We start from the raw sequence: 19,793 nt of genomic DNA, 5'->3' as shown, positions 1-19,793 counted from the left end.
CGCGTCATATGCGGACCCACGGGAATAGCACTGGACCGTGCCGGTTGCCTCTGACATGACAACTCTTGGAATCATCGGTGCAGGACACATCGGCAGCCAGGTCGCACGCGCGGCGATCACAGCCGGATACGACGTCGTGATCTCGAACTCGCGCGGACCTGAGACGCTCTCGGATCTGGTCGCAGAACTCGGGCCGAAGGCGAAGGCCGCGACGGCGGAAGAGGCCGGCGCTGCAGGCGATGTCGTCGTCGTGACGGTGCCGCTTCACGCGCTCGCGCAGGTGCCGGTGGAGCCGCTCGCCGGCAAGATCGTTCTCGACACCAACAACTACTACTTCGAACGCGACGGTCGCATCGAGGCTCTGGACAAGGGCGAGACCACGACCGCTCAGCTGCTGCAAGAGCACCTGCCCACCTCGAAGGTCGCCAAGGCCTTCAACCACATCGGCTCGCGAGACATCACGGTCGACGTGGCACCCGCGGGCGCGCCGAACCGCCGCGCGCTCGCGACCTCGAGTGACTTCCCTGAGGCGGTCGACTTCGTGACGAGGCTCTATGACCAGATCGGGTTCGACACGGTGGATGTCGGACCCTTGAGTGAGTCGTGGCGTGTCGAGCGCGACCGCCCTGCCTACGTCGTGCGTCAGAGCGCCGCAGAGCTTCGGGCGAACCTCGAGAAGGCGAATCGGCTGCCCTGACGCACGGCCCGCCGAGAGAACTGATTTCGGGATACCAAAAGTGGCGCAAACCCCGCGTGAGTGCAACAATGCGCAAATGGGGGCGGAACACGGGGAACTCGAGTCAACACGCGTGACGCGGATGCTGCGCGACGACATCCTGCTCGGTCGACGGCTGCCTGGTTCTCGGTTGGTGGAACGCGATCTCGCGGCAGAGTTGCATGTGTCTCGTCTGCCCGTGCGCGAGGCCATCCGCGCTCTTGTGAGCGAGGGCATCGTCGTTGCGCGGCCGCGCAGTTGGGCGACCGTGCGCGAGTTCACGCTGCGCGACGTGCGGGACTTCGCCGAGGTTCGTGCGGCGATCGAGTCGCAGGTGTTCGTGCTCGCGGCCGAACGCCACGACATTGAGGGAATCGAGCAGTTGCGCCGACTCGTGGAGCGCGAAGAGCATGCCGCGAGTGCAGGCCGTATGGACGAGGCCAGGTTGCTGTCCGGTGCATTCCACGAGCACATGGCGGTGCTGGCGGGCAACGAGATGCTCCTCGAACTCGTCGGCATCTTCGCCACCCGCCTGAAATGGGTGTTCGGTCAGCATACTGACCTCGAGGCGATGGCGGCGGAGCATCGAGGCCTGTACGACGCGATCCTGGCGCGAGACGTGGAGGTCGTGAGACGCCTGGTCGCCCGGCATCTCGAGCAGGGCACTGCCACCGCCGTGAAGAAGTTCGGTGGATCCGCTGCGCGGTGATCGAGGTTCAGTGGCGGGTGAAGAAGTCTCCCAGCCTCAGGCGACCGGCGTCGTCGTATCGGTCGCCTGTCGCAGCGTTCCGCGCATCACGCGCCAGTAGCCGCCGGGTGCCACGCGCGTCAGCACATCGATCAGGCGCGCTTCGCGCCCCACCATCGTGCGGATGCGACGCCGCTCCGTCGCCCGGATGATGCGCGCCGCGGCATCCGCCGGCTCGGTGTGGTACATCGCCGCCTGCGCCGATGCCGCACGTGCCGCTACGGCAGGATCGATCGTGGCGGCATATCGGCCGTGCAGGATTATGCCGGTGCGCACGCCCGCCGGGTAGACCGCCCCCACCGTGACCGTGCTGCCTTCCAGCTCATGACGCAGCGCTTCGGAGAATCCCCGTACGGCGAACTTGCTCATCGAATAGGGAATGCGCCCTGCGGGAGCAGCGAGCGCGTAGACGCTGGCGAGGTGTGTGATGTGCGCCGCCGGCTGGGAGCGCAGAGCAGGCAGCAACGCCTTCGTGATCGAGACCGTGCCCCAGAGATTGACGTCGACCAGCCAGCGCATCTCCTCCATCGTGAGCTGCTCGAGGCTGCCGAGCATCGACGAGCCGGCGCAGGTGATCAGCGCGTTGATCCGAGGGTGCGCGGCGATCACGTCCGCCGCGGTGGAGGCGACGGCGTCGTCATCACGAAGGTCGACGACGTGGGTGGTCACAGCGCCTGCGTCAGTGGTGCCAGGCAGATCCGCCGCGACGGACGCCAGTGCCTGCGCATTGTGATCGAGGAGGGCGAGGCGCACGCCGGAGGCGGCGAGCCCGCGGGCGAGTTCCGCACCCATGCCGCTGGCGGCGCCTGTGATCACAGTGGTGTTCCCAGCAAGGGTCAGCCGTCTCATGCATCCTCCTCCTGGCACGCTTCGGGTGCATGCCAGTTCGCTTCATCGCAGGTGGGGAGAACCTGTCGGTTTCTATTCTGGCCCCCTCTGGCGTCGGTGGGTGACGGTACGATTTCGGGAGGAGGTTGTGGTGGGACGAACTGCGGATGCTGTGGCTGAGGGCGTCGCCATCGGTACGGCTGCCGCGCGCCTGACGGTGAAGAACCGCATCCTCGTCGGCACGATCGCTCAAGGCGGGGTGTTCGATGCGGCTCGGTACCTGTCCGATGCCCGTGAGGCGCTGCTGGCGATGGCCGCCGAGTCCGAGCAGGCGGCCGAGCGGGTGACCACGTGGCGCAAGCGCGCGCGGGGGCGGCACTCCGACCCGGCGAGCACGCACGACTACCGCGACCGCGACGTACGCAACCTCCGCCGCAGGGCCAAGCAGTCGGCGGGCGTCGCCGAGAAGCTGAGAGCGATAGCCGACGACCCCGAGCAGCTCGGCGCACTCGTCGAAGGTGCACGCAAAGCGGCGTGGGCGGATGTGCGCGGCAATCTGGATCGCCGGCTCCATGTCGAGGGCATGCGTCCAGATCAGGATCCCGACTACGAGGTCATGCGGGAGGCGCGGATGCAGGCGCTGCGCCTCGTCGATCTGCAGGCGCTCTCATCCGAGCGGCGAGCGCGGCGCAAGCGCGAGCAGGAGGCATGACGCCCGGTTTCGCGTTGGGGTGCTTCGTCATGTATTCTTGCTGAGGCCCACTTCGAGAGATGTGGGCCGAGATATGCGCCCGTAGCTCAATGGATAGAGCATCTGACTACGGATCAGAAGGTTAGGGGTTCGAGTCCCTTCGGGCGCACATTGTGTGAATCCCCCGTCGCGAAAGCGGTGGGGGATTCGTCGTTCCCGGCCGCTTCTCTGCAAAGCGGAAGACGGAAGTCCAGCAGCCCCCGCCCGCGCAGCGTCGGCCAGATCGCATCGGCGATCCCATCGGCGAGCGGCACGTCGTGCGGTACGCCGATCGCGACTGCGCCGGCGGCTCTGGCGGCAGCGAGGCCGACTGGGGAATCCTCGACCGCGATGCACTCGGCCGGATCCACGCCGAGCAGCTCCGCGGCGCGCAGGTAGGCGTCGGGAGACGGCTTGCCCCGTGCGACCTCGTCGCCGGTGACCGTGACGTCGAACGTTCCCGGCGGCAGCGCCGCGAGGATCTCGTCCGCATAGTCGCGGTATGACATCGTGACCAGCGCAAGCGGCACCCGTGCGGCGCTGAGCGTGCGCAGCAGGCTCCGTGCGCCCGGACGCCATGTGATTCCCTCCGACCGTGTGTGCGCCGTCGCCAGCTCGATCCAACGCTCGAGGAGTGCGTCAGGGGAGCCCGTTCCTCCGAGTTCGTGAATCACCCGCGCCCCGTCGGGCAGGGCGATCCCGACCAGGCTGTCGAGGCCGCCCACCGATGGCGTCGCCCCGGCCTCCGCCAGCATCCCCTGTGCCGCAGCGATCCAGTGCCCTTCCGTGTCGACGATCGTGCCGTCCATGTCCCACAGGACTGCGGCGGGCAGGCGACGTGCAGATGCGTGCGGGTCAAGCATTCGGTCTCCTCAGGCGGTACAGCTGTGCCCCGCCCTCGAGGAGGGCGGGGCACAGCGAAGGTATCAATCGATGCGGATCGGTTCGGAGTCGACGCTCGCCGGGGCGAGCCCCTCGACGCTACCCGTCACCCGCACGGTGATGTCGTGGCCCTTCCATGCGCCGGTCAGGTGGAAGCGCTCGGCACTGGCGCCCTTGATCGGCTCGCCGTCGGCCAACCACTGGTAGGAGAACTCGGTGCCCTCGGTCCACTCTCCCTCTTCGACCGTGAGCTTCGCGCCCGGCTTGATGCCGAGGTGGTGCGTCGACACGATCTGCGGAGTGCCGGCGACGATCCCCTCCACTGTCGCACTCGCGACGAGCGGGTTCGGGATCACGACCTCGCGCAGCCAGGTGTCACCGGCGAAGTCATAGGCCTTCACCACGACCCTGTCCTCGTACGCATCGAGAGTCAGACCCTGGTTGATGTCGCGCGTAGTGATCTCATTGATCCCGTCGGTGTTCTCGCCGCGCGCATCCCACTCGACGTGCATCGCGACCGTGTTCACGGCCCAGAATCCGTCCGGGTGGCCGCCTGTCGTACGGCGCTGCACGGCCCAGTCGCCGAGCTCAGCGGGGTAGTGCGTGTGACCCGAGAACACGATCGCGTTCGGGTAGTTGCCCAGGATGCTGGTCAGGCGGTCGTTCATCTGGTGGTGACCGTGGTACCAGGGGATCCAGGAGGCGGAGACCGTGTCGCCGAGGGGGAAGTGCGTCATCACGAGGACCTGCTTGTCGAGTGCGGTCCAGTGCGCGAGACGTTCTTCGAGGAACTCGACCTGCGCGTCGCTCATGGCCACATCCGTCGGCCCCGAGAACTCCTGGCCGAGCACGATCACGGGCAGATCGCCCGAAGGCCCTTCGAGCACGTACTCGTCCCACACCTTGTCGCGCTCTGCGAAGGTGAGGAATCGGTCACGGTTGGCGTCGAAGCCGCCGGAGGCGTAGCGCTCATGATTGCCCATCGACGCGATGGTCTGCCGAGGACGGATGTCGGCCGTGGCATCCATCACGTCGTAGATCTCGGCCCACTCGGTTTCGCTGCCACTGTTCACGATGTCGCCGACCATCAACATGCCATCTGCGCCGGGGTGGAGCTCCGCATAGTCGCCGAGGGCGTGCTGGAGGTCGTGCGGATGGCCCTGGATGTCGCTCATGACCCACGCGCGGGTGGGGTCGCCGGCCGGAGCGGCGAGGGCTTCGTGCACGGTGACCGAGTCGATCGCCCAATAGCGGGCGTCGGCATCACCGGAGAGATTCCAGCTGAACACGGCGTTCTCGGCCCCGGCGGGAACGTCCACCGTGACATCCTGCGCGTAGTTCATCTGCCGGGCGTCGTAGTCGTCGGAGACGGACTCCGAGTCGAGTCGCAGGATCTCCGTCGGCTCACTGCCGTCGAAGCTCACGCCGACCGTACCGGCTTGACCGGCTGCGCCGCGGTAGTGGCTGTCGAACGTCAGGCGCACTGCGCCGAGACCCTCGACGGGCACGGGGGCACCGGTGAGCGTCGAATCGAACGGCTGATCGGCGAACTGCTGGGCGTCGGCCACGACGATCGTGTCGTGCGCGCGGCCGAAGCGCTTGCGCATCTGGTCGACCTCGCCGGTCCATTCGTCGCGTGTGGTGAACTGCCAGCCGCGGTAGTCGTCTGACCCGTGGTCGGTCATCGTCTCATCGAAGCTGACGGCCCATCCCTCGGCGCCCTCGGCGTCGAACGCTTCGCGGGCGATGATCTCGTCGGTGTCGTTGCTCGTCACGATCGGGTCGATCTCGACGGCAGCATCCGGGTTCCCCGGCTGAGGCTGCTGAGGGTCTCCTGCGATCGTCACAGTGACCGGGCCGGACAGCACGTCATAGCCGTCCTGCGCGAGCAGATAGATCTCCCACACGCCGGCGTGGAGTCCGGCGAAGCTGACCGTGCCCGACGCGGCGGCGGTGTACGCCCACTGGGTCGACGAGGTCGAGCCGGGGGTGACGCCCTGCGGGTAGACGCCGACCCAGTTCGTGGCGTGCGGTGCATCGGTCGTCCATGAGAGCGCGACGGTGTCGCCTTCGAGGAGTTCAGGACTCTTTGCGGTCAGGGTGGACCCGGCGTGAGCGGTGACGGCTGACGCGCCTGTCATGCCGAAGCTGTCGGATGCGATCGCGGGGGCGGACGGGATGGCGATGAGGCCGACCGTCGCGGCGGCGACGATCGCGCGCCGCAGGCGTGGTCGAGAGCGGTGAAGGGAAGACATCGTGATCCTTTCGGTGTGCGCCGGGATGACGCTGCCTCGAGTCTCGGCACCGTTCTCGAACGCTCGATGAACACCTCGCCAACGGGATGCGAACCGGGTAGCCGAGCGCCCGGATAACGGGTACGACTGTGCACAGCTGTCCACTCCTCGCGGTCAGGAGAGGGTGCGCGTCCATCCTCCGGGACGAGCGTCCGAGGTCGACGACGCCTCGAACGACACGGAGTCGGGCAGATAGCGGTCTTCCGTGAGATCGATCGGACGACCGTCGCGGGCGAAGGCCTGTCGCCGTACCCGAAGCAGGGGACTGGAACGGCGCACGTCGAGCAGGTGCGCGTCTTCGCTCGACGCGGCGACGGCGTCGATCCGGTGCGATCCGAATGACTCGCCGTAGCCGGCCGCATCGAGCACCTCGGCATGCGAAGGAGTGTCGGCGGGCAGTCCGCGAAGCACGTGTGCCAACCAGCCCGGATAGACGGGCCGCTCTATCATCACCACGTGACCGTCGAGACTGCGCAATCGCGTGAACCGCAGCACGGGCGAATCCTGAGCGACCTGCAGCAGGCGGGCCTCGTCCGCTGTCGCTTTCGCCTCCACCTCTCGGACGACGTGACCGCCGGGGGTGAGGCCACGGTTCTTCGCCCACTGGGCGAACGATCCGAACGCCGCAAGGCCCTGCGTATGCGTCCGCGATTGCACGATCCAGCCGGCACCGGGCCGCGAGGTGACGACGCCGCGTCTGGCGAGTAGAGCCAGAGCACTGCGTACGGTTCCGCGCGCGACACGATGTTCAGAGGCCAGGGCCTGTTCGCCTGGCAGCAGGGCCCCGACGGGAAACTCCCCGTCGGCGATGCGCCGTGCAAGACGATCGGCGACGTGGCGATAGAGCGGCGCGTCGGTGGTCACGCCATCAGTCTGGCGCAAACGCGGCGCGGGTCGGCTCGCGCGGCGTAGCCTGGTCAAGTGACTGCGTACGTCTCGGCTTTCGACTTCTTCTCCATCGGAGTGGGGCCGTCGAGCTCGCACACCGTCGGTCCGATGCGTGCGGCGCTGGACTTCGCCCATCGGTTGAGCGCCGGAGGCGTGATCGGCGACGTGGCACGGGTCACCTGCACGCTCTACGGCTCGCTCGGAGCGACCGGGATCGGGCATGGCACGCCGGATGCCGTCGTCGCGGGCCTGCGTGGGCTCGCCCCCGAGACCTGTGATCCGGCCGCAGTGCGTTCGGCGTGGACCGACTTCTCTGCAGGCGAAGCCCTGTTCGTCGACGGGACGCATGGGGTCCCGTTCGAGAAGGACGACATCCAGTTCGCCCCGCGTACACGGCTGCCGGGGCATCCGAATGCCATGACGCTCACCGCCCTCGATCCCGAAGGTCAGGCGCTCGCCGAGGAGACGTACTACTCGGTCGGCGGAGGATTCATCCGCCGCGAAGGGGAGGACGCGCAGATCAGCGCCGCAGCCCTTCCGTTCGGCTACTCCGACGCCGCCTCCCTCCTCGCGCTGTGCGACGAGCACGGGCTTTCGATCGCCGATGTCGCGCGCCACAACGAGCTGGCGCTGCGCTCGGAGGACGAGGTGGCGGCCGGACTCGACGCCATCTGGGATGCGATGGCCGAATGCGTGGACGCCGGGTTGCACGCGGACGGCGTGCTGCCCGGCATGCTCAGGGTCAAGCGACGTGCCGGCGTCATCCGTGCGCAGCTGGAGAGCGTCGAAGCCGAGGGCGGACGGGAGATCCCCGGGGAATGGCTCGGTGCGTTCGCGCTCGCGGTCAACGAGGAGAACGCCGCCGGTGGACGGGTCGTCACCGCGCCGACCAACGGCGCCGCCGGCATCCTCCCCGCCGTCGCGATGTACTGGTGGCGGTTCCTCGCCGATTCCGGCCTGGGCTCAGGCAATGCCGTCACGCCCTACGGCGAGCTGGTCGGCAGTGCTCTGCTCGGGTTCGGTGGCGAGCCGACGAGCATCGCGGTTGCTGGCGACGACGTCCGCGCCGAGGCGAACCGCCGCCGCGGCATCCGCCGTTTCCTGCTCACCGCGACTGCCCTCGGATCTCTGTTCAAGGCGAACGCGTCGATCTCCGGCGCCGAGGGTGGATGCCAGGCGGAAGTCGGTTCCGCCTGTGCGATGGCGGCTGGTGGCCTCACCGCGGTGATGGGCGGCACCAATCGGCAGATCGAGAACGCCGCCGAGATCGCCATGGAGCACCACCTCGGTCTCACGTGCGATCCGATCGGCGGTCTCGTGCAGATTCCCTGTATCGAGCGGAACGCGATCGCGGCATCCACCGCGGTCACCGCCGCACGACTCGCGCTGCGCGGAGACGGACAGCACTATGTGTCGCTGGATGCCGTCGTCGAGACCATGCGGCAGACCGGCGCCGACATGTCGACGAAGTACAAGGAGACCAGCGAGGGCGGCCTCGCGGTCAACGTCATCGAGTGCTGACGGCCTATTTCCCCGCGGCGCGACGCTTCGTGTGACGCGTGGGCGCGGCGGACCAGGGGTCCTCGGGCCACGGATGCTTCGGGTACCGGCCGCGCATCTCGGCGCGCACCTGTGAGTAGGGGCCGGCCCAGAACGATGCGAGATCGTCGGTCACCGCGACGGGGCGCCCGCCCGGGGAGAGCAGGTGGAACAGCACTGGCACTCGCCCTCCGACCAGACGCGGGGTCTCCGCCCAGCCGAAGCACTCCTGCAGCTTCACGGCGACGACGGGGCGCGCTGAGGGATCATCGACAGGCGGATACGTGAGGCGGATCCGTGATCCGCTGGGTACCTCGAGTCGTTCGGGGACCAGGGCATCGAGGTCTGCTGCCGCCGGCCATGGCAGCAGTCGCCGGAGAGCCGAGGTCAGGTCGATGCGCGCGGCCGGAGTGCCGGTGGCGAGTGCTGACAGCTCCGGACCGAGCCAGGAGTCGAGGGCGACGAGGAGCGCGGCATCCGAGACATCCGGCCACGGAGACCCGATCTCGCGGTGCAGCAGGGCGAGGCGGCGCCGCAGGCCATCTGCCGTCTCCGACCAGGTGAACACCCCGAGCCCTTGGTCCTCGAGAGCGCGACGGATGGCGTCCCGTCCGCCGTCGTCGGCCTGCACGCGCACGGGGACGGACGACCGGACGATCGCGCCGATCCGCCGTTCACGGCGGGCGACGACGCGCCCGTCCGCGAACTGCGCTTCGACACGGTCGGTGACCAGGTGCGTCGCCGCCTGCTCGGCCTGACTCTCCGAGATGACGGCGGCCGAGCGGATGACCGCACCGGTTCTCGCTGCCGCTCGGCCCTGAGCGCGAGTGACATCTGCCACCGCCAGCCATTCGGCGCCTGAGAGCGGACCGGTGATCCCGGCGCGGGTGCCAGAGGCGAGGAGGAAGCTCGCACCGTTCGCCGATCGGTCGACGCGACGGGCGATCCGCTCGGGGAAGGCGAGTGCGATGAGGAGTCCGGTCTGATCGGGGCCGCCGCGGTCCGCGGCTGTCGCGGAAGTGAATCGCTCGAGACGGCGCACCTCCTGCTCCCATCGGCGGGCGTCCGGGCTTCGTCCATTTCGCAGCGTGGCGAGGGTGGTCGCGACGTCTCCGTCTGTCACACGGAGTTCTCCGCCGATCAGAGCGACGACCTCAGCAGCCGCACGCGCCCCGACCAGCGTGCCTCCGTCGCGAAGCGCGCGGGCGAGGCGAGGATCAGTAGGGATTCGGGCGAGCTGTCGCCCTTCATCGGTCGCCCGCCCACCGGCATCGATCGCCCCGAGCCCGTGCAGCACGCCGACCGCGTCGTTCAGGCTGTCGGCGGGAAGGGGATCGACCAGCCGAAGACCCGTTCCGCCTGGTGCTCCCCAGCACGCGAGCAGCAGGGCGGCGTCGGTGAGATCGGTCGTCATGATCTCAGGGGCGGGACGCGCAGGCGCTGCGGCGAAGGTGCGTTCGTCGACGCACCGGACCACCACGCCCGGTCCTTCGCGGGTGGCACGCCCTGCGCGCTGGACGGCAGAGGCGCGAGAGGTCGGACCGGTGACCAGACCGCTCATGCCCCGCGCCGCATCGCGCTGTGGTGCACGCGACAGGCAGGTGTCGATGACGAGTCGGACGCCGGGGACGGTCAGCGACGACTCGGCGAGAGAAGTCGTGACGATGATGCGCGCCCGCTGATTCGGACTGCGCCCGCCGATCACGGCATCCTGCTCTGCGGCGGGGATCTGGCCGTGCAGTTCGCGGACGTCGGCATCGTCGGTAAGGCCGCGGATGCGTCTTGCGATCTCGGAGACCTCGCGCGCACCAGGCGCGAAGACGAGAGCGTCGGCGCTCGGATCGGTGCGTGCCAGGCCGCGATGAGCCTCGACTGCTGTGCTTGCGACATGGTCGAGGAAGGCCCAGGTCACGCCTCGCTCGTCCAGCCGAGGAGAAGGACTCGGCGCCCAGCGCACATCGAGCGGGTGCGCGGGAACCGTCTGCGTCACGATCGGGGTGGGGACGGCATCCGTGCCGAGGACGGTCGCGAACCGATCGGCATCGAGCGTCGCAGACATGGCGACAACGACGAGGTCATCGCGCAGCTCGCGCACCTCACCGAGCAGGCCGATGAGCAGATCCGTCTCCAGAGCGCGTTCGTGAACCTCGTCGATTATGACCGCGCCGATCCTCTCGAGGCCGGGATCGTCGAGCAGTCGGCGCAGCAGCACTCCGGCGGTGACGAATTCGATCAGTGCGGAGCGCTCCACCTGGCGCTCGCCGCGGACGGTGAAGCCGACGCGGGAGCCGAGGGGCGATCCGTCGAGCTGTGCGAGTCGTCGGGCGGCGGCGCGGGCCGCGACTCGGCGCGGCTGCGTCACGATCACGCGGCCGGAAACACGGCAGGCGATGATCGGCGGGACGAGCGTGGTCTTGCCCGTGCCTGGTGGAGAGCTGACGACGACGGAGGTGCTGCGGTCGAGTGCCGTACGCAGATCATCGACGGCAGATGCGAACGCGAGCCCGCGACCGATCCTCGACAGGTCGAACGGCGCACTGGTCACCCCTCCAGTCTCTCGCGTTCGGCGTATGCATCGGCGCGTAGGCTGAGCGACATGGCGACGGTGAGGCGACGCGGGCGTCCGCGCGGAGAGACGGGATCCCGCGAACGGATCATCTCCGCGGCGGTCGACGAATTCGGCGAGCACGGCTACGACGGGTCGACGATCCGGGCGATCGCGACCAGGGCCGGGGTCGACGGCGCGCTCGTGCACCACTACTTCGGCACCAAGGCCGATCTGTTCGCCGCGGCCATGGGCATGCCGATCCGGCCGGACGTCGCGATTCCGGAGATTCTGGCCGGGCCCCGTGACGAGGTCGGCGAGCGTGTGGTGCGCTTCGTTCTGGAGGCGTTCGAGCAGCCCGAGGTGCGCCGCCGAGGCGTCGCGCTGATGCGCGCGGCGATCGGCAGTAAGCTCACGACTCCTGTGCTGGCGGGGTTCCTGTCGCGCGAACTGCTCGGACGCATCGCACGCGCCCTTGATACCGAGGACGCGGCGCTGCGTTCGACGCTCGCAGCGTCGCAGATCGCGGGTCTTCTGATGGCGCGTTACGTGCTGAAGCTGGCGCCGATCGCGGACGCCGAGGTCGATGAACTCGTGGCGCGGATCGGCCCCACGGTGCAGAGGTACCTGTTCGACTGATCCCTGTTGATCGGGGACGGGGCTTGACGCCACTGCATCCGAAGCACACAATTCATCACATGGTGAATAACTCGAGCGTGGAGGTGGCCGGGCTGCATGTGCGACGAGGGAAGGTGCAGGTCTTCGAAGGCGTCGACGTGTCGATCCCCCGCGGACAGATCACCGGCCTCCTCGGTCCGTCGGGCTGTGGCAAGACAACGCTGATGCGCTCGATCGTCGGAGTGCAGCGTGTCGAGTCCGGCACCGTCACGGTCCTCGGCGAACCGGCGGGCTCGCGCGTGCTGCGTCACCGTGTCGCCTATGGCACGCAGGATGCATCGGCGTACGACGACCTGACCATCCGACAGAATCTGCGCTATGTCGCCACACTTCTCGGTGCACCGCGTGATGTTGTCGACCGGGTGATCGACGATGTCGGGCTCACAGCGCAGGCCGATCAGCTGGTCTCATCGCTCAGCGGCGGAGAGGGCAGTCGCGTCTCGCTGGCGATGGCACTGGTCGGATCGCCAGAGCTCGTCGTGCTCGACGAGCCGACAGTGGGCCTCGACCCGGTGCTGCGCGCGGAGTTGTGGGGGCAGTTCCGCGGCCTGGCAGAGCGTGGTGTGACTCTGCTCGTCTCGAGTCACGTCATGGATGAGGCGCTGCGCTGCGACCGCCTGCTGCTCATGCGCGCGGGCCGCATCATCGCCGACACGACACCGGACGGACTGCTCGCCGACACCGGAGCAGCGGATCCGGATGCCGCGTTCCTCGCCCTCATCGAACGGGATCAGCAGCAGCATCCGACCTCACGCCGAGCACGCCGAGAGGAGGCGGGAGAATGAACGGTCGTCGCCTCTTCGCCACTGCGGGGCGCGTGCTCAACCAGTTGCGTCACGATCCGCGTTCGATCGCGCTCATGCTCATCGCGCCGAGCCTGCTGGTCGGGCTGTTCGCGTGGTTGTTCAGCGATCAGGAAGGCGTGTTCGATCAGTTCGGCGGACCGATTCTCGCGCTGTTCCCGTTCATCGTGATGTTCCTGATCACCTCGATCACAACCCTGCGCGAGCGCCGTTCCGGAACCCTGGAACGGTTGATGACGACGCCGCTCGCCAAGTCGGACTTCATCCTCGGATACGCCGTGGCGTTCGGGCTGATGGCGCTGCTGCAGGCCGTGATCACCGTCTCGTTCGCGGTGTGGGTCTGCGGGCTGTCGGTGGAGGGGCCGCTGTGGCAGCTGGGGCTCGTCGCCATCGTCGATGCGCTGCTCGGAACCGCGCTCGGTCTGCTGGCCAGCGCGTTCGCGCAGACCGAGTTCCAGGCGGTGCAGTTCATGCCGCTGCTCGTGTTCCCGCAGATCATCCTCGGCGGGCTCTTCATGCCACGCGAACAGATGCCCGACGTGCTGCACGCGATCTCGGACTGGCTGCCGCTCAGCTACGCGATCGACACGATCAACGCCGTCTCCGCCGGGAACGAAGGATGGGACGTGTTCGGACCGCTGCTGATCGTGGTCGCATTCATGCTCGGCGCGCTGGTGCTGGCTTCGCTGACGCTGCGCCGGCGGACACCGTAGTCGCGCCGTCGCGTTCACATCTCCTCAAGAACGTGGCGGAATCGCGCCGGGCATCGTGCTATTGGCGCTCTGCTGACGATCTGTGCGGAGTTGTGAACCGAAAGAGCGGATGCCGCGGCCGATGTGGCACGCGGCATCCGCTCTTCGTGGTCTGGCTACTCGGCCGACGCGGGCGGGGGCGGGGGAGCGGCAGCTGACTCGGCCGCCTTCGCCCGCGCGCGTGTGGCGGGGGCTTCAGCCGGTGCCTGGGCGTTCGCGATGCTCTCTCCGATACCGCGGCCGACGGCCTGGCCCTGGATGATCGCGGCGAGATCGAGGCCGGTGGCGGAACTCACGCTGTCGAACACCGACTTCAGTGCCTTCGCGCTGTCGGCGCCGACGACGCCCGAGGCGCCGTCCTCGCCGGAGCTGCCGATGATCGACACGTTTCCGATAGTGGCGTAGCCCTTCGAGAATTCCGCCATGATCGTCGGCAGCACATCGAGGAGTCGCTGCGAGAGGAACGCCTCCTGGTTGGATGCGATGGCCTTCGCCTCTGCCTCGAGTGCGGCGGCGCGGGCTTCACCCTCGGCGCGGATGGCGTCCGCCTCGGCGTTGGCACGCAGGCGGCGGGCTTCGGACTCGGCCTCGGCGAGAGCGCGGAGGGCGTTGGCCTCACCGGTGGCCTTGGCCTCGGTGGCGTTGGCCTCACCGGCCGCGCGGGCCTTGTCCGCCTCGGCCTGCTGCTCGGCGATGCGGGTGCTGGCCTCCGCCTGCTTGACCTGCTCGATCGCGCCGGCCTCTGCGGCACGTTCGCGGGTGTAGAGCTCGGCCTGGGCGCGCGTCTCAGCTTCGTAGCGCTGGGCATCGGCCACTCGCTTGACGTCGGCATCCAGCTGCGCCTGGCGGTTCTCGGCCTGCTGCTGCAGCACGGCCTGCTCGGCCTGCGCCCTGGCGAGGTGTTCTGCCTGCTCCGCCTCGGCGCGCGCGCGTCCGATGCCGGCGCTCGAGTTGGCGGTGTTCGTGTCGAGAGCGGTCTGCTCAATCAGGTTGGCTTCCTGGTTGGCGATGTTCTTCTGGTTGATCGCGCGGTCGGCATTGGTCTGCGAGATCTCGGCAGACTGACGCTTGGCGTGGATCTCGGGGGCGCCGAGCGACTGGATGTAGCCGACCTTGTCGGTGATGCCCTTGATCTGGAAGGAATCGAGGATCAGGCCCTGTTCGGCGAGCTCCTGCGAGACGTCGGCGGCGATCTGGTCGGAGAACTTCTTCCGTTCGCGCATGAGCTCGACGACCGAGAGGGTCGCGACGATTCCGCGGAGCGCGCCCTCGAGCTGCTCGGTGGTGAACTGCTCGATCGCGGCATCCTGCGAGGCGAAGCGCTCAGCGGCACGGCGCACGTAGAGCGGGTCGGAGCCGATCTTCACGATCGCGACGCCGTCGACGTTCAGCGTGACACTGTCGAGCGACTGCGCCTCGGCGTTCAGCGAGACCTGACGCGAGCGCAGCGAGATGATCTCGTGACGCTGTGTGATCGGATTGACGAGCGACTTGCCGTTCACGATCACCGTGACGGGCGAGTCGACGCTCTCTGAGCTGCTCGTGCCGTCGGCGGCCAGGATGGCGCGCTGCACCTTCTGCTTTCGGCCCGAGATGACGAGCGCCTCATCCGCGCGGGCGACCTTGATCCAGCTGCGGGCGAACAGCAGCACGATCAAGCCGACCACGATCAGGACGACGACGCCGATGCCGACGAGAATCAGAATTCCGGCGATTCCGGCGATCTCCATGAAGTACCCTCCTTGCCTCCGCGCTCGCGGAAGCTGCACGCAACCGACTATGCCAGAGATCGGCGCGTGGCCGATGGGGAGGAGTACCTGTCAGAGCCCGCGCAGCTTCTGCGTGAGCTCGCGCAGCGCATGCAGTTCTTCATCGTCGAGTCTCGACATCCGCTCTGCGATCGAACGACCGTGAACTGTCGCGACAGCGCGGAACGCGCGGGCGCCTTCCTCCGTCGCTCTGATCAGCGCACCGCGGCCGTCCTGAGGATCGGGGCACTTCTCGATCAGTCCGCGCGCGACCATGCGGTCGACGAGTCGCGAGACGCTCGGCTGGCTGATGAGCATGTTCGTCGTGACGTCGCGCAGACGTGCCGTCATCTCCGGGGCGCGGACGACGGTGAGCAGCACGTCGTATTCCGCCTGGGTGATCGCGGTGTCGTCGAAGTCAGCGGCCATTGCCGCGAAGAGCTCGTGCTGGGCGCGAAACAGGCTCTCCCAGGTTTCGAGGGCGAGCTTCCGATCCGTCATGAATACAGATTAGTAGGAACGGTGAAGGGCCGGTCGGAGAGGCTCCCGACCGGCCCTTGTCCCTTGCACCAAGAGTGTCCTGCAATCACATGCGGTGGATGCCACAGCAAACATTCACCGTGTGATCACTGTATAACGGGGCGGTAACGAATGCAACGGTTTGGTCACGGAAAGTTTGGATCGCAACCGGGGTCACGACCGATAACGATCAGTTTCGGGCGTCTGCGCGAATCTCCGAGTGCTTGCGGGGTCGTTCACTAAGCTGGCGCGATGGCTGCCGCTTCCGAAGAGATCACTTCTTCGTTGGTTCACTCCCTTGTGTCGGAGCAGTTCCCTCAGTGGTCGGAGTTGCCGATCCGCCCGGTGGAAGTTCAGGGGTGGGACAACCGCACCTTCCGGCTTGGCGACCGAATGACTGTCCGCCTCCCGAGCGCTGACGGCTACGTCGCCGGCCTAGTCCGGGAGGAGCAAACCCTCGCGATCCTTGGCTCCAGCTTTCGCGTCGCGATCCCCCGCGTAGTAGCGACCGGGGCTCCCTCGGCGGCATTCAACCGACCTTGGTCCGTTCGCGAGTGGATTGAGGGGGACACTTTAATCGCGGTTGGAACGCGCGAGCGAGAGAGCGCCATCAGTAGCTTGGGCGACGCCCTGAGGGAGCTGCAGGCCTGCGACACGGTCGGAGACCCATGGGCGGGAAGCGCATCTGCTTACCGCGGCTGTCACATCAGCGCGGTTGGCGAGGAGATACAGGACCGGCTCTCCCTCCTGGCCAGACGGCACGCTGAGGGATGTCGGGCACTCTGGAATGCGGCCGTGGCCACAGTGTGGACCGAGCCGCCAGTGTGGGTCCATGGCGATGTCGCGCCAGGCAACATGTTGTTCGACAGCAGCGGCCAATTGGCGGCGCTTATCGACTTCGGACAGACGTGCGTTGGTGATCCCGCCTGCGACCTGGCCTTCGCATGGTTGAGTTGCAGTTCTCTCGAACGTGATCGACTGCACGACCGGCTGGAGCTACCGGAGGATGCATGGTTACGAGGAGCTGCCTGGGCGCTGTGGAAGGCCCTCATCAGTTCCCCCGAAGAGATGATTACCAAATACGGGCGCTCACGTGATGCCGTGCTGAGCGACGTGGCCGACGGACAGTGGGCGTCGGTGAACAGCTGATCGTCCATACTCGCCATGCCAGCGTCCCGTTGGATCAGAAGATGGCTGCCTAGCGTGGAGATATGAGTGCCTCGACTTCCCCTGCCCCCCGTTTTGTCCGGATCGTTGAACCGACTCCCGTAGGTCTGGCCCCGCTGGACATGGGTGATTGCTCGTTTCCCGGCTCGATCAGGCTTACAACGCGATATGTCGAAAGGGATGGCAGGCCGTGGTTCCCGATCATGGCCGAGTACCACTTCAGCCGAGATCTGCCCGAGTCGTGGGAGACGGAACTACGGAAGATCAAGTCGGGAGGCGTCAACATCGTCGCCACCTACCTTCTCTGGATTCTTCACGAAGAGGTCCGGGGACAGGTGCGCTGGGACGGTGCACGCGATCTGCGTCGCTTCATCGAGACGGCGCATCGGGTCGGTCTGAAGGTGGTGATCCGTATCGGTCCGTGGGCCCACGGTGAGACACGCAACGGGGGCTTCCCTGACTGGTTGCAGGAGCTCCCGATCGCGCACCGTACGAACGATCCCGCCTACCTCGCACTCGCCGGAGAGTGGTACCGAGCCATCGCCGAACAGGTGTCGGGTCTCTTCCACGACGAGGCGAATCCCGACGGGCCGATCGTCGGCGTCCAGATCGACAACGAGCTCTACGACCAGCCGGAGCACCTCATCACTCTGCGCGAGCTCGCCGAGGAGCACGGTATCCGTGCTTCTCTCTGGACGGTGACCGGCTGGGGTGGCGCGCAGATCCCAGCCGGGCGGTTCCTTCTGGTGTACGCGGGCTACTCCGACGCCTTCTGGGAGGAGTCGAGCACGGGGTGGCCGTCGTTCGGAAAGATGCACTTCACCTTCAACACCGTCAGGGACGACCTGTCGGTCGGCGCTGATCTGCGCGACGCCCCGGCAGAAGGAGAGGCCGTGGATGCGGTCGACGATCCGTGGCCCTTCGCCACGTGCGAGCTCGGAGGAGGCATGCAGGTGGCGTATCACCGACGTCCCCACGTCGCACCGGCGGATGTTGCGGCGCTGGCGTTGGTCAAGCTGGGGAGCGGATCGGCCTGGCAGGGCTATTACCTGTATCACGGTGCGACCCAGGTGATCGGTGGCCTCTCCACGACCCAGGAGTCGCATGCGACCGGGTACCCCAACGATCTTCCGCTGCGTGATTACGACTTCTACGCGCCGATCGGTCGAAACGGCGAGGAACGGGAGCACTTCCATTCGCTGCGCCGTCAGCATCTCCTGCTCGAGACCTACGGGCACCGACTCGCGACGTATCCCACTGTCCTGCCCGAGGGATCGGATGACGTGCGCTGGGCGGTCCGTGGCGATGAGAACGGCGGATATCTGTTCATCAACAACCATCAGCCCGCGATCGCGCCTCTCGCCGGCGTCGAGGATGTGCAGTTCGAAGTCGAGTTCTCCGAGCGCACTCTGCGAGTGCCAGAGCATCCGTTCGCTCTCCGTTCGGGTGTGTTCGCTGCATGGCCGTTGCGTCAGCCGTTCGGTTCCGTGCGCGCCGTCACGGCCACGGCTCAGCCGGTCACCGAGATCACCGTCGAATCCGGCACGGTCGTCCTTCTCGCGGCGACGGCAGGGGTACCGGTGGAGATCCGCTTCGAGGAGGTGGATGCCGGCGAGGTTCGCGGGGGGCACGTGCGGGAACGCGATGGCGTCGTGATCGTGACCCCGACGCATGAGCCGGGTCTCGACTGTGAGGTCGTGGTGGGGGACACGACATTCGTGATTCTGGACAGCGAGACCGCTGATGCCGTGTGGAAGGGCGACATCGACGGCCGTTCGAGCATCGTCATCTGGCGAGGAGAAGGCTGGTTCGACGAAGGCGGCTTCCGCCTGATCGAGCGCGCCGACTCCGCGGTGATCGCTGTCCTGCCCGCGCTTCATGACACGGACATGTCGTCCCTCGAATCGGTGGGATCGCACTTCTCTCGGTACGAGGTCGTCGGTCGAGACGTCCTGCGCTCCCTGAAGGCGCCGGTGTTCGACATCCCCGCGATCGCCCCCGTGGTCGTCGGTGGGACGGCCGACCGGTTCTCCGCACCCACCGATGAGGACTTCGCCGCCCTCGCTCCGGTGCTCCTGCACCTCGAGGACGCATGGTTCGACGATGGGGATCGCCTTCTCCTCGAACTCGACTGGGTCGGGGACGCGATCCGCCTCTCCTCGGGCGATGAGCTTCTCGCTGACCAGTTCTGGTCGGGCCGTCTTCTCGTCATAGACCTCGCACCACACCGTGAGCAGATCCGTCGACACGGTCTCACCGCTCGCGCGTTCGCCTGGTCTCCTGACACCGGGGTCTACGTGGACCCCCACTTCCGGCCGGATGCCAGCGAGCCGACCCTGTTCGTCCGGTCTGCTGAGCTCCGCGCCGTGCGATCGCGCGCCATCCGTTGACCCCGGGGAAGGAGGCGGCGATCACGTGGACCATTCGTAGATGAGGACGAGGGAGACTGTGACGAAGCAAGACAAACCGGCTGGGTGCCGAACTACCTTAGTCGACGCGACGACTTTCCGAACACCGTCGAGCTCTGGTAATTCGTCGGGCGTGGGGGAGCGTTGCGCGGATCGAGAAGGCCACCACTGACACGTTCATGCGTCGTCCTGGTCTTCTGCAGGGAGAAGCGTCTTCAGTATCGTTGCGTGGCGGATGAGGAACGTTCGCTCGTGCATCTTCTTTCTGCGAAGCCACGCCGTGACCTCGCCATTGTGTTTGCTCGCGTTGCACGACGCGCAGGCCGGAACCACGTTCGCGAGGGTGTAACGGCCACCACGCGAAATCGGCATGATGCAATCGCGCTGCATCGCAACATCCGCTGCTTGGCAGTATGCGCAGCCGCCCCACGCCTCGCGGATACCGGCCCATTGCTCGGGGGTGAGGTCGTTGTCCACCCGAGCAAGCCGCAGTTTTCTGCGTGTGGCATACCTTGTGCGAGCCGCAGTCGATCTCGCAGCGGCAGGAAA

At 67.3% G+C, this 19,793-nt stretch carries 17 protein-coding genes and 1 tRNA gene; 10 read left to right on the top strand and 8 right to left on the bottom strand.

The genetic code is table 11. The features are described 5' to 3' along the window. The first annotated feature begins 55 nt into the window (after window positions 1-55). Both HDC95_RS10250 and HDC95_RS10245 read left to right on the top strand, forming a co-directional pair. On the top strand, window positions 56-697 hold the full coding sequence (locus HDC95_RS10250) for an NADPH-dependent F420 reductase (protein WP_259063355.1): 642 nt from the start codon (window positions 56-58) through the stop codon (window positions 695-697). Window positions 698-773: 76 nt separating this feature from the next. Further along, complete coding sequence (locus tag HDC95_RS10245; RefSeq protein WP_259063354.1) at window positions 774-1,424, top strand: GntR family transcriptional regulator; 651 nt, start codon at window positions 774-776, stop codon at window positions 1,422-1,424. 36 nt (window positions 1,425-1,460) lie between these two features. Here HDC95_RS10245 and HDC95_RS10240 read toward each other — a convergent pair whose 3' ends face one another. Further along, window positions 1,461-2,312, bottom strand: coding sequence for an SDR family oxidoreductase (locus HDC95_RS10240; protein WP_259063353.1), 852 nt, complete (start codon window positions 2,310-2,312; stop codon window positions 1,461-1,463). 130 nt (window positions 2,313-2,442) lie between these two features. On the opposite strand from HDC95_RS10240, the gene HDC95_RS10235 reads away from it, so the two are divergent. Both HDC95_RS10235 and HDC95_RS10230 read left to right on the top strand, forming a co-directional pair. Beyond that, complete coding sequence (locus HDC95_RS10235) at window positions 2,443-3,003, top strand: asparagine synthase (RefSeq protein WP_259063352.1); 561 nt, start codon at window positions 2,443-2,445, stop codon at window positions 3,001-3,003. A gap of 75 nt (window positions 3,004-3,078) precedes the next feature. Then, window positions 3,079-3,151 (top strand) — tRNA-Arg (locus HDC95_RS10230). On the opposite strand, the gene HDC95_RS10225 is transcribed toward HDC95_RS10230, so the two are convergent. The 3 genes from HDC95_RS10225 to HDC95_RS10215 form a co-directional block, all read right to left on the bottom strand. Continuing rightward, window positions 3,117-3,884: an HAD family phosphatase gene (locus HDC95_RS10225; RefSeq protein WP_259063351.1), complete on the bottom strand. Its 768-nt coding sequence runs from the start codon at window positions 3,882-3,884 to the stop codon at window positions 3,117-3,119. The genes HDC95_RS10230 and HDC95_RS10225 overlap by 35 nt on opposite strands. Before the next feature lie 63 nt (window positions 3,885-3,947). Continuing rightward, on the bottom strand, window positions 3,948-6,158 hold the full coding sequence (locus HDC95_RS10220) for a DUF4073 domain-containing protein (protein WP_259063350.1): 2,211 nt from the start codon (window positions 6,156-6,158) through the stop codon (window positions 3,948-3,950). Window positions 6,159-6,311: 153 nt separating this feature from the next. After that, window positions 6,312-7,061 (bottom strand): GntR family transcriptional regulator, encoded by a 750-nt coding sequence (locus HDC95_RS10215; RefSeq protein ID WP_259063349.1) that lies wholly within the window; start codon window positions 7,059-7,061, stop codon window positions 6,312-6,314. 57 nt (window positions 7,062-7,118) lie between these two features. Between HDC95_RS10215 and HDC95_RS10210 the strand changes: the two genes are divergently transcribed. Continuing rightward, window positions 7,119-8,606 carry an L-serine ammonia-lyase, iron-sulfur-dependent, subunit alpha gene (locus HDC95_RS10210; RefSeq protein ID WP_259063348.1) on the top strand — a complete coding sequence of 496 codons (1,488 nt, stop codon included), beginning with the start codon at window positions 7,119-7,121 and terminating at the stop codon, window positions 8,604-8,606. A gap of 4 nt (window positions 8,607-8,610) precedes the next feature. On the opposite strand, the gene hrpB is transcribed toward HDC95_RS10210, so the two are convergent. Beyond that, on the bottom strand, window positions 8,611-11,169 hold the full coding sequence (gene hrpB, locus HDC95_RS10205; RefSeq protein WP_259063347.1) for an ATP-dependent helicase HrpB: 2,559 nt from the start codon (window positions 11,167-11,169) through the stop codon (window positions 8,611-8,613). Window positions 11,170-11,220: 51 nt separating this feature from the next. Here hrpB and HDC95_RS10200 point away from each other — a divergent pair, with 51 nt between their 5' ends. The 3 genes from HDC95_RS10200 to HDC95_RS10190 are packed head-to-tail and all read left to right on the top strand — an operon-like array spanning window position 11,221 to window position 13,363. Continuing rightward, on the top strand, window positions 11,221-11,808 hold the full coding sequence (locus tag HDC95_RS10200) for a TetR family transcriptional regulator (protein ID WP_259063346.1): 588 nt from the start codon (window positions 11,221-11,223) through the stop codon (window positions 11,806-11,808). A gap of 59 nt (window positions 11,809-11,867) precedes the next feature. Then, window positions 11,868-12,632, top strand: coding sequence for an ABC transporter ATP-binding protein (locus tag HDC95_RS10195; protein WP_259063345.1), 765 nt, complete (start codon window positions 11,868-11,870; stop codon window positions 12,630-12,632). Further along, a complete protein-coding gene (locus HDC95_RS10190) occupies window positions 12,629-13,363 on the top strand; it encodes an ABC transporter permease (protein ID WP_259063344.1) in 735 nt (244 codons plus the stop codon). The genes HDC95_RS10195 and HDC95_RS10190 overlap by 4 nt, the downstream gene beginning before the upstream one ends. Window positions 13,364-13,518: 155 nt before the next feature. On the opposite strand, the gene HDC95_RS10185 is transcribed toward HDC95_RS10190, so the two are convergent. Together HDC95_RS10185 and HDC95_RS10180 are read right to left on the bottom strand one after the other, a co-directional pair. After that, complete coding sequence (locus HDC95_RS10185; protein ID WP_259063343.1) at window positions 13,519-15,132, bottom strand: SPFH domain-containing protein; 1,614 nt, start codon at window positions 15,130-15,132, stop codon at window positions 13,519-13,521. A 90-nt stretch (window positions 15,133-15,222) separates the two neighbouring features. Continuing rightward, complete coding sequence (locus HDC95_RS10180) at window positions 15,223-15,651, bottom strand: MarR family winged helix-turn-helix transcriptional regulator (RefSeq protein ID WP_259063342.1); 429 nt, start codon at window positions 15,649-15,651, stop codon at window positions 15,223-15,225. Window positions 15,652-15,921: 270 nt separating this feature from the next. Here HDC95_RS10180 and HDC95_RS10175 point away from each other — a divergent pair, with 270 nt between their 5' ends. Together HDC95_RS10175 and HDC95_RS10170 are read left to right on the top strand one after the other, a co-directional pair. Next, window positions 15,922-16,818, top strand: a complete 897-nt coding sequence (locus HDC95_RS10175) for a phosphotransferase (RefSeq protein WP_259063341.1) — start codon at window positions 15,922-15,924, stop codon at window positions 16,816-16,818. A gap of 62 nt (window positions 16,819-16,880) precedes the next feature. Further along, a complete protein-coding gene (locus HDC95_RS10170; protein ID WP_310503248.1) occupies window positions 16,881-19,226 on the top strand; it encodes a beta-galactosidase in 2,346 nt (781 codons plus the stop codon). Window positions 19,227-19,421: 195 nt separating this feature from the next. Here HDC95_RS10170 and HDC95_RS10165 read toward each other — a convergent pair whose 3' ends face one another. After that, window positions 19,422-19,721: an HNH endonuclease signature motif containing protein gene (locus HDC95_RS10165; protein WP_310503247.1), complete on the bottom strand. Its 300-nt coding sequence runs from the start codon at window positions 19,719-19,721 to the stop codon at window positions 19,422-19,424. Window positions 19,722-19,793 lie beyond the last annotated feature (72 nt).

This window comes from Microbacterium sp. AK031 (assembly GCF_024807145.1).
Classification (GTDB): Bacteria; Actinomycetota; Actinomycetes; order Actinomycetales; family Microbacteriaceae; genus Microbacterium.
Note: the sequence above shows the minus strand (reverse complement) of the source record. Positions and strands in the feature narration are given on the sequence as shown.

Coding starts and splice junctions, on each gene's coding strand:
- HDC95_RS10250 (WP_259063355.1), top strand. CDS start 56: ATGACAACTCTTGGAATCATCGGTGCAGGACACATCGGCAGCCAGGTC.
- HDC95_RS10245 (WP_259063354.1), top strand. CDS start 774: ATGGGGGCGGAACACGGGGAACTCGAGTCAACACGCGTGACGCGGATG.
- HDC95_RS10240 (WP_259063353.1), bottom strand. CDS start 2,312: ATGAGACGGCTGACCCTTGCTGGGAACACCACTGTGATCACAGGCGCC.
- HDC95_RS10225 (WP_259063351.1), bottom strand. CDS start 3,884: ATGCTTGACCCGCACGCATCTGCACGTCGCCTGCCCGCCGCAGTCCTG.
- HDC95_RS10220 (WP_259063350.1), bottom strand. CDS start 6,158: ATGTCTTCCCTTCACCGCTCTCGACCACGCCTGCGGCGCGCGATCGTC.
- HDC95_RS10200 (WP_259063346.1), top strand. CDS start 11,221: ATGGCGACGGTGAGGCGACGCGGGCGTCCGCGCGGAGAGACGGGATCC.
- HDC95_RS10195 (WP_259063345.1), top strand. CDS start 11,868: ATGGTGAATAACTCGAGCGTGGAGGTGGCCGGGCTGCATGTGCGACGA.
- HDC95_RS10190 (WP_259063344.1), top strand. CDS start 12,629: ATGAACGGTCGTCGCCTCTTCGCCACTGCGGGGCGCGTGCTCAACCAG.
- HDC95_RS10185 (WP_259063343.1), bottom strand. CDS start 15,132: ATGGAGATCGCCGGAATCGCCGGAATTCTGATTCTCGTCGGCATCGGC.
- HDC95_RS10180 (WP_259063342.1), bottom strand. CDS start 15,651: ATGACGGATCGGAAGCTCGCCCTCGAAACCTGGGAGAGCCTGTTTCGC.
- HDC95_RS10175 (WP_259063341.1), top strand. CDS start 15,922: ATGGCTGCCGCTTCCGAAGAGATCACTTCTTCGTTGGTTCACTCCCTT.
- HDC95_RS10170 (WP_310503248.1), top strand. CDS start 16,881: ATGAGTGCCTCGACTTCCCCTGCCCCCCGTTTTGTCCGGATCGTTGAA.